15 protein-coding genes are annotated in these 14,670 nt (G+C 74.6%); 8 read left to right on the top strand and 7 right to left on the bottom strand.

What is annotated here, in order from left to right; translation table 11 throughout:
• Positions 1-25 precede the first annotated feature (25 nt).
• Both OG774_RS08165 and OG774_RS08160 read left to right on the top strand, forming a co-directional pair.
• A complete protein-coding gene (locus OG774_RS08165) occupies positions 26-1,147 on the top strand; it encodes an alpha/beta hydrolase (protein ID WP_328308373.1) in 1,122 nt (373 codons plus the stop codon).
• 263 nt (positions 1,148-1,410) lie between these two features.
• Complete coding sequence (locus OG774_RS08160) at positions 1,411-2,727, top strand: Nramp family divalent metal transporter (RefSeq protein WP_328308371.1); 1,317 nt, start codon at positions 1,411-1,413, stop codon at positions 2,725-2,727.
• Positions 2,728-2,778: 51 nt separating this feature from the next.
• On the opposite strand, the gene OG774_RS08155 is transcribed toward OG774_RS08160, so the two are convergent.
• Positions 2,779-3,717 (bottom strand): NADP-dependent oxidoreductase, encoded by a 939-nt coding sequence (locus OG774_RS08155; protein ID WP_328308368.1) that lies wholly within the window; start codon positions 3,715-3,717, stop codon positions 2,779-2,781.
• Positions 3,718-3,752: 35 nt separating this feature from the next.
• Between OG774_RS08155 and OG774_RS08150 the strand changes: the two genes are divergently transcribed.
• Positions 3,753-4,271: a methylated-DNA--[protein]-cysteine S-methyltransferase gene (locus OG774_RS08150; RefSeq protein ID WP_328308366.1), complete on the top strand. Its 519-nt coding sequence runs from the start codon at positions 3,753-3,755 to the stop codon at positions 4,269-4,271.
• Between the two features lie 408 nt (positions 4,272-4,679).
• Here the strand turns inward: OG774_RS08150 and OG774_RS08145 are convergent, their stop codons facing one another.
• The 3 genes from OG774_RS08145 to OG774_RS08135 all read right to left on the bottom strand — a co-directional run bounded on the left by OG774_RS08145 (position 4,680) and on the right by OG774_RS08135 (position 7,339).
• On the bottom strand, positions 4,680-5,483 hold the full coding sequence (locus OG774_RS08145) for an SDR family NAD(P)-dependent oxidoreductase (protein ID WP_328308364.1): 804 nt from the start codon (positions 5,481-5,483) through the stop codon (positions 4,680-4,682).
• A gap of 4 nt (positions 5,484-5,487) precedes the next feature.
• Positions 5,488-6,339: a 3-hydroxyacyl-CoA dehydrogenase family protein gene (locus OG774_RS08140; protein WP_328308362.1), complete on the bottom strand. Its 852-nt coding sequence runs from the start codon at positions 6,337-6,339 to the stop codon at positions 5,488-5,490.
• Positions 6,340-6,415: 76 nt separating this feature from the next.
• A complete protein-coding gene (locus OG774_RS08135) occupies positions 6,416-7,339 on the bottom strand; it encodes a LysR family transcriptional regulator (RefSeq protein ID WP_328308360.1) in 924 nt (307 codons plus the stop codon).
• Between the two features lie 109 nt (positions 7,340-7,448).
• On the opposite strand from OG774_RS08135, the gene OG774_RS08130 reads away from it, so the two are divergent.
• Positions 7,449-8,681 (top strand): MFS transporter, encoded by a 1,233-nt coding sequence (locus OG774_RS08130; RefSeq protein WP_328308358.1) that lies wholly within the window; start codon positions 7,449-7,451, stop codon positions 8,679-8,681.
• Positions 8,682-8,725: 44 nt separating this feature from the next.
• On the opposite strand, the gene OG774_RS08125 is transcribed toward OG774_RS08130, so the two are convergent.
• Entirely contained in the window at positions 8,726-9,646 is a 921-nt protein-coding gene (locus OG774_RS08125) for an AEC family transporter (protein WP_328308356.1), read from the bottom strand.
• Positions 9,647-9,728: 82 nt separating this feature from the next.
• Here OG774_RS08125 and OG774_RS08120 point away from each other — a divergent pair, with 82 nt between their 5' ends.
• Positions 9,729-10,490 carry an SDR family NAD(P)-dependent oxidoreductase gene (locus OG774_RS08120; RefSeq protein ID WP_328308354.1) on the top strand — a complete coding sequence of 254 codons (762 nt, stop codon included), beginning with the start codon at positions 9,729-9,731 and terminating at the stop codon, positions 10,488-10,490.
• A gap of 40 nt (positions 10,491-10,530) precedes the next feature.
• Positions 10,531-11,217, top strand: a complete 687-nt coding sequence (locus tag OG774_RS08115) for a hypothetical protein (RefSeq protein WP_328308352.1) — start codon at positions 10,531-10,533, stop codon at positions 11,215-11,217.
• A 6-nt stretch (positions 11,218-11,223) separates the two neighbouring features.
• On the opposite strand, the gene OG774_RS08110 is transcribed toward OG774_RS08115, so the two are convergent.
• On the bottom strand, positions 11,224-12,012 hold the full coding sequence (locus OG774_RS08110; RefSeq protein WP_328308350.1) for a helical backbone metal receptor: 789 nt from the start codon (positions 12,010-12,012) through the stop codon (positions 11,224-11,226).
• A 72-nt stretch (positions 12,013-12,084) separates the two neighbouring features.
• Between OG774_RS08110 and OG774_RS08105 the strand changes: the two genes are divergently transcribed.
• On the top strand, positions 12,085-13,467 hold the full coding sequence (locus tag OG774_RS08105; RefSeq protein ID WP_328308348.1) for a wax ester/triacylglycerol synthase domain-containing protein: 1,383 nt from the start codon (positions 12,085-12,087) through the stop codon (positions 13,465-13,467).
• Here OG774_RS08105 and OG774_RS08100 read toward each other — a convergent pair.
• Entirely contained in the window at positions 13,450-13,929 is a 480-nt protein-coding gene (locus OG774_RS08100) for a MarR family winged helix-turn-helix transcriptional regulator (RefSeq protein WP_328308346.1), read from the bottom strand. The genes OG774_RS08105 and OG774_RS08100 overlap by 18 nt on opposite strands.
• A gap of 103 nt (positions 13,930-14,032) precedes the next feature.
• Between OG774_RS08100 and OG774_RS08095 the strand changes: the two genes are divergently transcribed.
• Entirely contained in the window at positions 14,033-14,662 is a 630-nt protein-coding gene (locus tag OG774_RS08095) for an FMN-dependent NADH-azoreductase (protein WP_328308344.1), read from the top strand.
• Positions 14,663-14,670: the final 8 nt, after the last annotated feature.

Here is a 14,670-nt window from a genome sequence, read left to right as displayed (position 1 = left end):
CGGGCGCGGGCGAGGAGGGCACCGGGTGCTGGTGTGGCTGGTGCGCGTGGTCGGCGTGGTCTGGCTCGCCACGGTGCTTCTCGTGGCCGTCGGCACCTACGCCCCGCGGCTGCCGGTGATCGGGTTCCTCGGGTCGTTCGTCACCGGCCAGTACCCCCTGCACGCCGCGCTGGGGGCGCTCGCCGGTGTCGGGCTCGGCGCGCTGGCGTGGGGTCTCGGGTCAGCACGATTCGGTGTGGTCGTCGGCGCCCTCGCCCTCGTCGCGACGGTCGGCCTCGGCGCCGTCCTCGTCGACCAGGCCCGGACGGCCCGCGCCGAGGGGGCCGACGTCGACTGGTGGGCGGCGCTCACGGTCCTCGGCCAACCCGACGGGCGTCCGGACCGCACCGAGCAGTACGGGGTCGACGAGCTCGGCCGACCGCTGCGCCTCGACCTCTACCGGCCGGCAGGCCCCGGCCCGCACCCGGTCGTCGTCTGGGTCCACGGCGGCAGCTGGGTGCGCGGCGAGCGCGACGACCGCACCGCGCTCAACCGCTGGCTCGCCGACCGGGGGACCGCGGTCGTCAGCGTCGAGTACCGCCTGCCGCCCCCGTCGCCCGTCGGCGAGGGGCAGCGGCGCGACGTCGCGGCCGCCGCGGCGTGGGCCGTCGCGCACGCCGCCGAGGAGGACCTCGACCCGGCCCGGATCGTGCTCGCCGGCCAGTCCGCAGGCGCGACGCTCGCGATCAGCACGACCGCGGGGATCCTGGACGGCGACCTCCCGGGGGCGCCGACACCCCGCGCCGTCGTGGCCTACTACCCGGCGACCGACCTGCGCCTGGTCGACCGGTCCCTGCAGAACGCCGTGCTCGGCGGCCGGGCGGCGCAGTACCCCGAGGAGGCCCGCGCCTCGTCACCCGTCGACCTCGTCCGCCCCGGCCTCCCGCCGACGCTCGTGGTCCTCGGCTCGGCGGACCACTTCGTCTTCCCCGACCGCGTGCTGGCCTACGACCGCGCCCTGCGCGACGCCGGAGTCCCCGGCCGTCTGGTCGAGGTGCCGCACGCCGACCACGTCTTCGACTACCCCTTCGGCAGCCCGGGCGCCCAGGCCACCCGGCCCGCCGTGGCCGCCTTCCTGGCCGAGCACGCCGGCGTCCGCACCCCGTGACGGTCGAGACGGTCGCCGCGGGCGTGCACCTCGCGCGCGGGTCCGCGGTGAACTGGGTGCTCGTCGTCGACGGCGGGGCCGTGACGGTGATCGACGGGGGGACCACGACCCGGCCCGCGGCGCGGTCGCCCTCGACGCGCTGGCGCCGCTCGACGCCGGCGTGCTCCTGCCCGGTCACGGGCCCGCCTGGCGTGGCACGCCCGAGCAGGCCGTGGCGATCGCACACTCCCGTGACGCGGGAGGAACGTGGTGAACTGCCCCGCATGACCGATCGGGGGACGGACGACACCGACACCGCTGGCCCTGGCGACTCCACCGCCGCACCGCACCCGGCCCGCCGCTGGAGCATCGTCGGCCCGGGCATCGTCGTGGCCGCGACCGGCGTCGGGGCCGGCGACCTGGTCGCCACGCTCATCGCCGGGTCGGAGTTCGGCTACACGCTGCTGTGGGCCGTGATCCTCGGGGTCGTCGTGAAGATCGCGCTGGCGGAGGCGACGGGACGCTGGCACCTCGCGACGGGCTCGACGATCTTCGCGGGCTGGCGGTCGCTGGGCCCCTGGACGACGGTGTACTTCGTCGTCTACGTCGTCATCTGGGGCTTCGTCTACGGCGCGACGGCGATGACGTCGTCGGCGCTGCCGCTCGCGGCGATGTTCGGCGGCTCGATCCCGGCCTGGGGCATCCCGTGCGGGTTGCTGGGCCTGGTGCTCGTGTGGTTCGGGTCGTACGCGGTCTTCGAGAAGATCATGACGGCGCTGGTCGGCGTCATGTTCGTCGTCGTGGTCGGCCTGGCGATCCTGGTGCTCCCGGACGTCCCGGCGATGCTCGCGGGCCTGCTCCCCGTGCTGCCGTCGGGGTCGGCCGTCTACACCCTCGGCCTCGTCGGCGGTGTCGGTGGCACGGTGACGATGGCGGCCTACGGCTACTGGATCAACGCCAAGGGTTGGCGCGACAGCTCGTGGATGCGCGTGATGCGCCTCGACAACCGCGTCGCCTACATCACCACGGGGATCTTCGTGGCGGCGATGCTCGTGGTCGGCGCCGAGCTGCTGTACACCGCGAACATCGCGCTGGTCGAGAGCGACCGCGGCCTGCTCGACCTCGACGAGATCCTCCAGCAGCGCTTCGGCCCGGTGATCGCGACCCTGTTCCTCGTCGGCTTCTTCGCGACGTCGTTCTCGTCCCTGCTCGGGGTGTGGCAGGGCGTGAGCCTCATGGTCACCGACTTCGTCCGCACCCGGCGCGAGGCCGTCGCGCGCACGCCCGAGGAGCTCGCCGCGGCCGGCCAGCTCAGCGAGGACGCGACCCGCAGCGTCCCGTACCGGGCCTACCTGCTGTGGCTGACGTTCCCACCGATGATCCTGCTGTTCCTCGGACGCCCGTTCGTCCTGATCGTCGCCTACGGCGCGCTCGGCGCGTTCTTCATGCCGTTCCTGGCGATCACGCTGCTCTGGCTGCTCGGCAGCAAGCGGGCCCCGCGCGAGTGGCGCAACGGCTGGCTCTCGACGACGTTGCTGAGCGGCGCCGCGCTGCTCTTCCTCGTCCTCTGCGTCTCGGAGCTGGTCGACACGTTCGGCTGAGCCCCCGTGCGTGATCTTCCCGGCAATAGCCGGGAAGATCACGCACGGAGGTCAGAACGTCAGGACCAGGCGACCCCGGACGCCGCCGGCCTCGAGGCGGCGGTGGGCCTCGGGCGCCTGCTCGGCGGGGATCGTGTCGGCGACGCGCGGGGTCAGGATGCCCTCCTCGACCTGCCGGCGCAGGACGTCCAGCGCGGCGTGGTCGGTCGCGACGTCGCGCACGAGCACCGGGTGCCAGGTGATGCCGCGCTCGTCGGCGCCGCGGTGACCGCGCACCGTCGCGATCCTCCCGCCGTCGCGGACCGCGTCGAGCAGCGCGTCGCCCTGCAGCGACCCGTCGACCAGGGCGTCCACCCCACCCGGCTGGCTCTCGCGGATGCGCGCGGCCACGTCGTCGCCACGCCGGACGACGACGTCGGCGCCGAGCTCGCGCACCAGCGGCTCGTCCGCCTCGGAGGCGTCGGCGACGACGGTGAGCCGGTCGGCCTTCGCGAGCTGCACGACGTACCCCCCGAGCGCGCCCGTCGCGCCGGTCACGGCGAGCGTCTGGCCGGGTGCGAGCGCGAGCGTGTCGAGCGCCAGGCGCGCGGTCATCGCGTTCATCGGCAGCGTCGCGGCCTCGACGGCCGACGCCCCCGACGGCGCCCGCACCGCCGACGCGGCCGGCACCACGACGTACTCGGCGTACGCCCCGTGGCTCCCGTCGGGAACGACGACCGCCATCGCGGCGTCGCCGACGTGGAGCTCGGTGTCGGTGCCCTCGCCGATCTCGTCGACCTCGCCGGCCGCGTCCATGCCCGGCACGTAGGGGGGCGGGTCCTTGCGCTGGCGCTCGGCCCGCGTCCCGTCGCGCGCGAGGGTGTCGGTCGGGTTCACCGCCGCCGCCCGCACGCGCAGCCGGACCTCGCCGGCCCCCGCGTGGGGCTCGGGCAGCTCGACGACCTCAAGGGCGTCGGGCCCTCCGTATGAGTTCACTCCGATGGCACGCACGATCAAGGCCTACCCGGGTGGGTAGACCAGGACGCGTGACGGCACCCTCGCGACGCTTCCGCGTGATCGAGAGCCCCCTCGGGCCGCTGACCCTGACCTGGGACGACGAGGTCGGCGCCGTGCGCGGCCTGCACGTCCACGACCAGCGCAGCCGCAACCAGCTCGGCGGCGACCCCGACCCGTCCTTCGGCGAGCCCGACGACGGCACCTGCGGCGCGCTGGACGACCTCGCCGGCGAGCTCGACGAGTACTTCGCCGGCGAGCGGCGCACGTTCACGCTGCCCGCCGACCCGCCCGGCACCCCGTTCTCGCGCGCCGTCTGGGACGCGCTGCGCGAGGTGCCGTACGGCGCGACGACCACGTACGGGGCCCTCGCGGCCGCGATCGGGAGCCCGCGCGCGGCCCAGGCGGTGGGCACCGCGAACGCCCGGAACCCGGTCAGCCTGCTCGTCCCGTGCCACCGCGTCCTGACCGCGGCGGGCGTTCCCTCCGGTGGGGGACCGGGCGTGGAACGCAAGCGTTTGCTCCTCGCGATGGAGCGTGGGACCCCTTGACCGCACCCCTCGCGCGAGTATGTTCAGAGGTGTCGCTGTGGTGCTGATCACACGAGCTGAGGGATGAGCGCACCGCGCACATGACCCAGTTGGATGACCGGGAAGAGGTGATGGATTGGACGCAGGGAATACCCCGCACCGCATCACGAGGACCCGGTCGACCCGGCGCCGTACCGCGCACGGGAGCTGATCCACACCAGACTCCACGCCGCTGGGCGAGACAAGCGGACGGTGGGACGACCGGGACCGTGCGGGTCCCGAGCTGACACTTCCTCCCAGATACGAGCCGGCGTCCCCCTTCGAGGGGGGCGCCGGTTCGTACGTGTGGGGCCGGTCAGTGCTCGTGATCAACGGGGACTTCGGGCGCGTAGAAGCAGCGAACCGCCCGTTCGTTGCTATCCCGGCAGGCTAGTAGTGCACGACGCCCCGCTCGCCGCCGCCCGCGCCGATCGCGTCGCCCGTCACCGCGATCGCGCGGGGCGAGGCCAGGAAGACGACGACGTCGGCCACCTCGTCGGCGGTGATGATCCGGCGCAGGCTGGTCCCGGCGGCGAGCTCGGCCCGGACCTCGTCCTCGGAGCGACCGGTGGCGGCCATTCGGTCGGCCACCATCCCGGTGGTCCTCTCGGTCTCCGTGTAGCCCGGGTGGACCACCACGACGCCGACCCCGCGGGGCCCGAGCTCGTCGGCGAGGTTGGCCGTCAGCGCCGCGACGCCGACGTTGCGCACCGTCCCGGCGATCGAGCCGGTGCGCCGCGCGTTGAGCCCCGAGACGTTGACGATCCGTCCCCAGCCCTGCGCGGTCATGTGCGGGGCGACGGCGCGGGCGGTGCGCAGATAGCCGACGACCTTGGTGTCGACGGCGTCGAGCACGGCCTCGTCGGTGAGCTCGGCCAGCGGCGGCACCGGACCCCCGCCGGCGGGCGGGGCGGCGGCGTTGACCAGCACGTCGACCCCGCCGAGCTCGCTCACCGCCCGATCGACCATCGCCCGGACCGACGCGTCGTCGGTGGTGTCGGCGGCGATCGGCAGCACCGTCGTCGCGGGCCCGGCGGCGCGCACCCGTCCGGCGGCGTGCTCGAGTGCCTCGGCGCCGCGGGCGACGAGCACCACGTGGGCGCCCTCGGTGGCCAGCTGCCGGGCGCAGGCCAGCCCGATGCCGCGCGAGCCGCCGGTGACGATCGCGACCCGGCCGGCGAGTCCGAGATCCATCCGGTCAGCTCCAGTCGTAGAAGCCGCGCCCGGACTTCTGCCCGAGCTCGCCGCGCTCGACCTTGTCGCGCAGCAGCTGCGGCGGGGTGAAGCGCGGACCGAGCTCGCCGGTGAGGTGCTCGGCGATGGCGAGGCGCACGTCCAGCCCGACGACGTCGGTGAGCCGCAGCGGGCCCATCGGCCAGCGGTAGCCCAGCTGCATCCCGGTGTCGATGTCCTCCGGGCTCGCCACGCCCTCCTCGACCATCCGGATGGCCTCGAGCCCCACGGTGAGGCCGAGGCGCGAGGTGGCGAAGCCGGGGGCGTCGTTGACGACGATCGCGGTCTTGCCCAGCGCCTCGACCCAGCCGCGGGTCTCCGCGGTCGTCTCCTCCGACGTCCCGGGGTGCACCACCAGCTCGACGAGCTTCTGGGCCGGCACCGGGTTGAAGAAGTGCATGCCGATGACGCGGTCGCCGGGCAGGTCGGCGGCGATCGCGCCGATCGACAGCGACGAGGTGTTGGACGCCAGGACCGCGGCGGGGCACGCGCGGGCGGCACCGCCGAGCACGGTCTGCTTGAGGTCGACGCGCTCGGGCACGGCCTCGATCACGAGCGCGGTGTCGTCGGGGAGCTCGTCGACGGACGTGCGCAACGTCAGGTGGGCGAGCAGGTCGTCGCGCGACGTGCCCTCCGGGAGCTTGCCGCGCTTGTCCGCGCCGTCGACGCTCGCCTCCACCGCCTGCCGCGCCGCGTCCACGCGGGCCGCGTCGGCCTCCACCAGGACCACCGGGGAGCCGGCGGCGAGCAGGACGTGGGCGATGCCGGCGCCCATCGTGCCGCCGCCGATGACGGCCGTCGTCGGGCGAGAATCCACGGTGCTGTGACCTCCGGAGGTGGCGGGTGCGTGCTCGTGTCTCTAGCACGAGTGAGGGGAGCACACCGATAGGGGATCACGAGCGCGACAGCGCCGACGCGACGTGGTCGGGCATCAGGACAGCCGCCCGGGCGACGAGACCCAGGAACCGCGTGGTCAGGGCGTCGGGCTCGGCCCCGGTGTAGGCCACGAGCTCGCGGTCGGCGCTGGGCACCGGGCGCGCGATCGTGCCCGCGAACACCGGCGGGACGATCGCCGCGGGCACCAGGCTGGGCCCGATCCCCGCCGAGGTCAGCAGCGGCGCGACCGCGGTCTGCTCGGTGCGCACCGCGACCCGGGGCCGGTAGCCCGCGCGCTCGCAGGCGTCGACCAGCACGTCGGCCAGCGCGTGGTCCGGCGCGTACTGCACCCACGGCACGTGCTCGAGGCGGCTCAGGGCGATCTCGCCGCCCGCGGGGGACATGACGTCGTCGGCCCCGAGGTTCGGCGGCAGCAGCACCACCATCTCCTCCGTGCCGAGGCTGCGCTGGCGCCCGCGCCACTGGGCCGGCACCGGACCGACGCCGACGTCGGCCTGCCCCTCCCGGACGGCCGTGGCGAGCGTGTCGCCGTGGCGGTGCTCGAACAGGCGCACGGTGACGTCCGGGTTCTCGGCACGCCAGCGGCGCAGGACGCCGGGCAGCAGGCCCAGGCTCACCGAGTAGACGCACGCGATGCGCAGCTCGCCGCCCTCGGAGCCGGTGACCTGGCGCGCCGCGGCGTTCCCGCGCTCGGCCGCGGTGACCGCGGCACGGGCGTGGGGGAGCAGCGCCCGCCCGGTCGGGGTGAGAGCCACCGCACGTGGCAGGCGGCTGAAGAGTGACCCACCCAGCTCCTTCTCGAGCGTCGCGATCTGCTGCGAGAGGCCGGGCTGGGTGACGAACAGCCGGTCAGCGGCCCGCGTGAACGATCCCTCGTCGACGACGGCGACGAAGGACTCGAGCTGGCGCAGGGTCGGCATCAGCTCAGCTTATGCGCCGTGGCACGCATCTTCTTCGACTTATGGCGCCAGCGCACGAACCGTGGACGGCGAACGGAAAACCCGCGCACGTCCCCTCGAGGAGCTCCCCGTGCCTCTCGCCCTGCTCGCCCTAGCCCTGGGCACCTTCGGCATCGGCACCACCGAGTTCGTGATCATGGGCCTGCTGCCCCAGGTCGCCGGCGACCTCGGCGTCCCGATCAACGACGCCGGCCACCTGATCTCGGCGTACGCAGCCGGCGTCGTCGTCGGCGCGCCCCTGCTCGCCGCCGCGACCGTGAAGCTGCCCCGCCGCCCCGTCCTCATCGGCCTCATGAGCGTGTTCGCCGTCGGCAACCTGCTCTCGGCGCTCGCGCCGGGCATGACGTCGCTGCTCGCCGTCCGCTTCCTCACCGGCCTGCCGCACGGCGCGTTCTTCGGCGCCGCCTCGGTGGCCGCCGCCGCGATGGTCGGCCGCGACAGGCGTGCCACCGCGGTCTCCCGGGTGTTCCTCGGGCTCACGATCGCCAACGTCGTCGGCGTCCCGCTGGGCACGCTGCTCGGCCAGGAGGCCGGGTGGCGGGCGACCTTCGCCGTCGTCGGCGTCATCGGCCTGGTCGCCGTGGCGGCCGTCGCCGCGTTCGTCCCCCGCGCCGACCCGACCGCCAGCGGTCCGGGCGCCCTGACCCGCGAGGTCCGGACCCTGCGCCACCCCCAGGTCGTGCTCTCGCTCGCCGCGGTGATCTTCGGCTTCGGCGCGATGTTCGCCTGCTACAGCTACGTCTCCCCGATGCTCACCGAGGTCGGCGGCTTCTCCACCGCCACGGTCACCCTGCTGCTCGCGGTGGTCGGCCTGGGCATGACCGCGGGGTCGGTGCTCGGCGGGCGCGCCGCCGACCGCGCGCCGATGTCCACCCTCTACATCTGCCTGGTCGCCCTGGCCGGGGTGCTCGTCAGCTTCGTCGTCACCGTGCACCACCCGGTGCTCGCGGTGCTCTCGCTCTTCGGCGCCGGCATGTTCTCGCTGGCCCTCGGCCCGGCGATCCAGACGCGCATCCTCGACCTCGTCGGCGACGCGCCGACCATGGCCTCGGCGGCGATCCAGTCGGCGTCGAACGTCGCGAACTCCCTCGGCGCCTGGCTCGGCGGCATGGTGATCGCGGCGGGCCTGGGCTACCTCGCGCCCGCCCTCGTCGGCGCGGTCCTCGCCGTCGTCGGCCTCGCCGTGCTCGGGCTCTCCGGCGGCCTCGAGGTCCGCGGCCGCCGGCGCGACTCCCGCGCACCCGAGCCCGAACTCGCACCCGAGCCCGCGCCCGAGCCCGCGCCGGCCCTCGCCGCCGCCTGACCCCTCCGTGAGTGAAGTTTCCCGGCCATAGCCGGGAACTTCACTCACATGAGGGCGGCCACGAGCAGGACCGGCACGCTCAGGATCGTCGTCAGCAGCGCGGCGTCGCGGGCCAGGGCCACGCCGGTCTCGAAGCGCACGGCGTAGCCGAAGACGTTCTGCGCGGTCGGGAGGGCGGCGCTGACGACGACCGCCAGCAGCGCCGGGCCGCTGAGCCCGAACGCCGACCCGATGGCCCAGGCCAGCACCGGGTGCACGAGGTTCTTGAGCACGATCACCGCGGACAGGCACACGACGTCGTCGTCGCGGCCCGGCCGCTGGGCGTGCGCCAGCGACAGGCCGAACGCCAGCAGCATCGCCGGCACCGCGAGGTCGGCCAGCAGCTCGATCGGCGCGAGCAGCCCCTCGGGCGGCCGGAGACCGGCGAGGTTGCAGCCGAGGCCGGCGGCCGTGGCCAGCAGCAGCGGGTTGCGCAGCGGCGCCAGCAGCGACCCGGCGATCCCGGGCCGCTCCCCGCGACGGTGGGTGGCGACGACGTCGAGCAGCGTCGTGTACGTCGGCGTCAGCACCGCGAGCTGGAAGATCAGCGACGGCGCGATCTCGGCGGCGCTGCCCAGCGCGTAGGTCGCGATCGGGAGCCCGAGGTTGCCGGCGTTGAGGTAGCCGCTGGCCATCGACCCCACCACGGTCTCGCCGCGCGGTCTGCGCCGCAGCATCCCGACCGGCACGTAGAGCGCGCACACCGTCAGCGCCGCGAGCGCGGTGACCACCAGGCCCGTCGAGAGCACCCGCGCCACGTCGGCGCGCAGGAGCGTGACGTAGAGCAGCGCCGGGGTGGCGACGAAGAACGCCGTGCGCGAGAGCGTCTCGGTGGCCGAGTCCGGCAGCAGTCCGAGCCGACCGACGAGCAGGCCGACGGCCACGATCACGGTGATGACGAGGAAGCTCTCCAGCACCCCGCTCACGCGACGACCACGTGACGAGGGTACGAGCCCGGATCCCGGAGTACTGCGGCGTCGGGAGGACGTGCCCTACGGTCCTGTGACCATGGGCATCCTCGATCGCTTCCGACTCGACGACCGCGTCGCCGTGATCACCGGCGCCTCCTCCGGGCTGGGGGCGGTCTTCGCCACCGCGCTGGCCGAGGCGGGTGCCGACGTCGTGCTCGGCGCCCGGCGCACCGAGAAGCTGGAGGACACGCGCAAGGCCGTCGAGGCGCTCGGTCGCCGCGTGGTCGCGGTGGGCACGGACGTCGCCGAGCCCGAGGAATGCCGCGCCCTGGTGGACGCCGGGATGAACGAGTTCGGGCGCGTCGACATCCTGGTCAACAACGCCGGCATCGGCACCGCATACCCCGCGACGAAGGAGACCCCGGAGCAGTTCCGCGAGGTCATCGACGTCAACCTCAACGGCTGCTACTGGATGGCGCAGGCCGCAGGCGCGGTGATGCAGCCCGGCAGCAGCATCGTCAACGTCTCCAGCATCCTGGCGTTCACCACCGCCGGGCTCCCGCAGGCCGCGTACTCCGCGTCGAAGGCCGGGCTGATCGGCCTCACCCGCGACCTCGCCCAGCAGTGGACCCCGCGCAAGGGCATCCGCGTCAACGCCCTCGCGCCCGGCTTCTTCACCTCGGAGATGACCGACAGCTACGCCGAGGGCTACCTCGAGAAGATGATGCCGCGCGTCCTCGCCGGGCGAATCGGGGATCCGCAGGAGCTCGCCGCGGCCCTGGTCTTCCTCGTCTCCGACGCGGGGTCCTACGTCACGGGCACCACGATCACCGTCGACGGCGGCGTCACCCAGACCTGAAGGGTTCGCCGCGGCTCCCGCACCGGGTACCTCCGCGGCCATGGACGACACGCTCGACGAGGAGCAGAAGCAGATCGCCCGGGCGGTGCTCGAGCGCGAGGGCCGGGGGTTCGCCGAGGAGATCGGTCTGCGGCGGACGAACAATCCCGCGGGGCTGTTCGACCTGCTGGTCACCGCCGTCCTCGTGGCGCCGCGCGGCGAGACCACGGAGGCGGCCCGGGCCGCCCACGAGGTGACCAACCGGTGGCACACCGCCGCCGACCTCGCGGACGCGGACGAGCAGGACGTGGCCAAGGAGCTCGGCGCGGCCGTCGAGGGTGACGACAGCGCCGACGGCGACGACACCGCCTCCGGCGACGCCGGGACGCTGCGGGCGCTCGCGGTGGCCGTCGCGGACACCTGGGACGGCGACCTGCGCCGCCTGCGCGAGGACGCCGGGCAGGACCCCGGCCGGGAGCGCGCGCTGCTCACCGACCTGCCCGGTGTCGACGATGCCGTGGCGGACGTCTTCCTGCGCGAGGTCCAGGTGCTCTGGGACGAGGTCTCCCCGTTCGCCGACGGCCGCGCCCTGCGCGCGGCGTCGGCCCTCGGGCTGGGGGAGTCCGCCGACGACCTCGCCCGCTACGGTGGCGGCGCCGAGAAGATCGGCCGCCTCGCCGGGGCGCTCGCGCGCATCGAGATCGAGGGCGCCCACGACGAGGTCCGCCGGGCGGCGTCCTCGTCCTGAGGCGGGTTACGACGCCGCGCCCGCCCCCGTCGTCTCCGCGGCGGCCAGGGCGCCCGGCAGCACCCGCGCGGCCTCGAGCAGGCTCGGCCCGTACCAGGTGAGCAACCGACCGCTGACCAGCGCGGACGGGGCCGCGAACGACTCCGGTCCGTCGTCGGCGGTGAAGCGGTACGGCTCGTCGGGCAGCACGACGAGGTCGTGCGCCGGCAGGTCCGCCGGGTCGAACCGCGGGTAGCGCTCCGGGCTGTCGCCGAGCACGTTCTCGATGCCGAGACGGGCGAGCACGGCGCCGGTGAAGGTGTCCGAGCCGACCGCCATCCACGGCTTGCGCCAGATCGGCACCACGGCGCGCCGCGGCCCGTCGGGCAGCGGCAGGGTGTCCCACGCGACCCGGGCGCCGTCGATCCACGCAGGGCGCTCGAGGCCGCACGCGGAGAGCATCCGCTCCAGCGAGCGCAGCGCGCCGTCGACCGTCCGGATGTCGGTCACGTACACGGCCAGGCCGGCCTCGCGGAGCTTGTCGAGCTCCTCGGGCTTGTTCTCCTCGGCGTTGGCCAGCACGAGGTCGGGGCGCAGCGCGATGATCTTCTCGATGTCGGGGTTCTTCGTGCCCCGCACGCGGGTGACCCCGTGCTCGTCGAGGTCGTCGGGGTGGGTGCACCAGTCGGTGGCGCCCACCAGGAGACCCGGCGCGGTCACGGCGAGCGCCTCGGTGAGCGAGGGGACGAGGCTGACCACCCGGTCGACGGCACCGGGGAGCGCGACACGGCGGTCTTGATCGTCGACGACGTCCATGCCCCCAGGGTGCCACCGGAGTCATCCGATACCGTCGGTACCGCCATCTTCCCCGTGACCGGAGGCACTTCCGTGGACCGTTGGGCGTCGGGCATCGACACCGCCTGGCTGCAGCTCGAGCAGCCGACGAACCGGATGGTCGTGCACGGGGTGCTGTTCTGCGACGGACCGGTGGACGTCGCGACGGTGCGCGAGCGGGTGGCGCAGCGATGGGTCGCGGTCTACCCGGGCTTCCGGCAGCGGCCGACCTGGCCCGCCGGCGGTCTCGGTCCGGTTCGGTGGGTCGACGACGAGCCGGACCTCGCCGCGCACATCGACACGGTGGACCTCGCCGCGCCCGCTGACGACGCCGCGCTGGCCGAGCACGTCGGCACCCTCATGTCGCGCCCGCTGCCGACCGACCGGCCCTGCTGGGCGATCCACGTGGTCACCGGCTACCGCGGGGCGGAGGGTGCGGGCGAGGACGGCTCGGCGGTGCTCGTGAGCATCCACCACGGGCTCGCCGACGGCGTCGCGCTCAACCACCTCTTCCACGCGCTCGCCGACGACTCGCCCGGCACCGACGAGGGCACCCCGGTGGCCTACGCCGCGCCCCCGAAGCGCCGGCGGGGGGTCCGCGACGTCCGCCTCGTCCGGCGGGAGCTCCCGCAGCGGCTCTGGCGGCTGGGGCGCACGGTCGCGCGCTGGCCGAGCCCGGAGGGCCGCGAGGAGCTCGCCGCGACGAGCAGCGCGATCGGGCACTCGACCGCGCTCATCGTCCGCCCGCCCGCCGAGGCCGCGACCGCGCTGCAGGGCGAGCTGGGCACCGCGAAGTCCGCGCGCTGGACCCGGGCCGTCGACCTCGACGCGGTCAAGGCCGTCGGCAAGGAGCACGGGGCGAGCGTCAACGACGTGCTGTGCGCGGCGATCGCGGGCGCGCTGCGGGAGTACCTGGGCGGCGACAGTCCCCGCCTGCGCGCGGTGATGCCGACCAACCTGCGCCGCCTCGACCGCCCGGTGTCGCACTGGCTGGGCAACGAGTTCGGCCTCGTGCTCCCGACGATCCCCACCGACGAGCCGGACCCGGGCCGCCGCGTGGAGCGCGTGCACCGGGTGATGTCGTCGATCAAGCGGACCAACCAGGCGCTGGCGACCTTCATCGGCATCGCCACGGCGGGCCACGGCCGCGCCGCCTGGACCCAGGGCCTCGTGCGCCGCTACGCCGAGGCCGCGAGCCTCATCATCACGAACGTCCCGGGCCCCGTCCGGGAGCTCGAGATCGCCGGGACACGCGTGCGCGACCTGTTGTTCTGGGTGCCGTGCTCCGGGCAGCTCGCGCTGGGCGTGAGCATCCTGAGCTACGCGGGCCGGGTGCGTCTCGGGATCGCGGCGGACGACGCCGTGCTGGGCGGCGCCGAGGGCGTCGACCGCTTCCTGGCCGCGCTCGACGGGGAGCTCTCAGCACTCCTGGCTTAGGTCCCGGGCGACCTCGCACGCCGACGCGGTGTCCGGGTCCACCTCGGCCACGCGTTGCAGGAGGGCGCGCAGGACGTCCTGCTCCTCGGGCGTCAACGGGGCCAGGACGTGCTGCTCGGCCTCGCGCAGGCGGCGCTCGAGGTCGCACAGGCGCGCGCCGCCGGTCTCGGTGAGCACCACGCGACGGGCGCGGCGGTCGGCCGGATCGGGCCGGCGCTCGACGAGGCCCTCGGCCTGCAGCTCGTCGATCAGATAGGTCATCACGGTGCGGTCGACGCCCAGCTTCTGGGCCAGCGCGAGCTGGGTGCTGGACTCCTCGCGCGCCGCCGCCACGAGCACCTGGTAGCCGCGCGGGCCCCCGGGCAGGCCCGCGACGTGCTCCTGCGCCACCCGCAGGTGAGCGCGCGCGACCCGGCCGAGCGCCCAGCCGAGGTCGGACTCGACGCGCTGCGGGGTGGCCACGGTCTCACGATACGCGATCTCACCACCCTTCTGTTGACACGATGGTCTGTCGAGCAGAACATCTAGGAGACAGCACGTCGCCACGATCGGGAGGTCGTTCCCCATGTCCCTGTTCCGCCTGGACAGCAGCATCCGTACCGAGGGCTCGGTGAGCCGCGAGGTGGCCGACACCGTCGAGCAGACGTGGCTCGAGCAGCACCCGGGGAGGACGGTCGTCCGGCGCGACGTCGGCCGCGAGCCCCTGCCCGCCGACCTGTGGACGACGGCCATGGGCGCCGGCGCGACGCCGGAGGCCGACCGCACGCCCGAGCAGCGTGCGGCGGTCGCCCTGGTGGGCGAGCTGGCCGACGAGGTCGTCGCCGCCGACGCGCTCGTCATCGGCTCGCCGCTCTACAACTTCGGCATCGCCGCCCACCTCAAGACGTGGGTGGACGTGCTCATCACCGACCCGCGCTTCGCGCCCGGGAACCAGCCGCTCGCGGGGCGCCCCGTCGCGCTCGTGGTCTCGCGCGGCGGCGGGTACGGGCCCGGCACGCCCCGCGAGGGCTGGGACCACGGCACCGGCTGGCTGGTCCGGATCCTCGGCGACGTGTGGGGCGGCGACGTCACGGTGATCGAGGCCGAGCTGACCCTCGCCGACACGGTGCCGGCGATGGCCGAGCTGCGCCCCCTGGCCGCCCGGGTGCGCGCGCAGGCCCACGTGACCGCGGGGACGTGGCTCGTGGCGTCCTGAGGCGCCGA

Source organism: Actinomycetospora sp. NBC_00405 (assembly GCF_036044095.1).
Taxonomy (GTDB): Bacteria; Actinomycetota; Actinomycetes; order Mycobacteriales; family Pseudonocardiaceae; genus Actinomycetospora; species Actinomycetospora callitridis.
The sequence above is the reverse complement of the archived record's forward strand: the minus strand, read 5'-3'. Positions and strand labels throughout refer to the sequence as shown.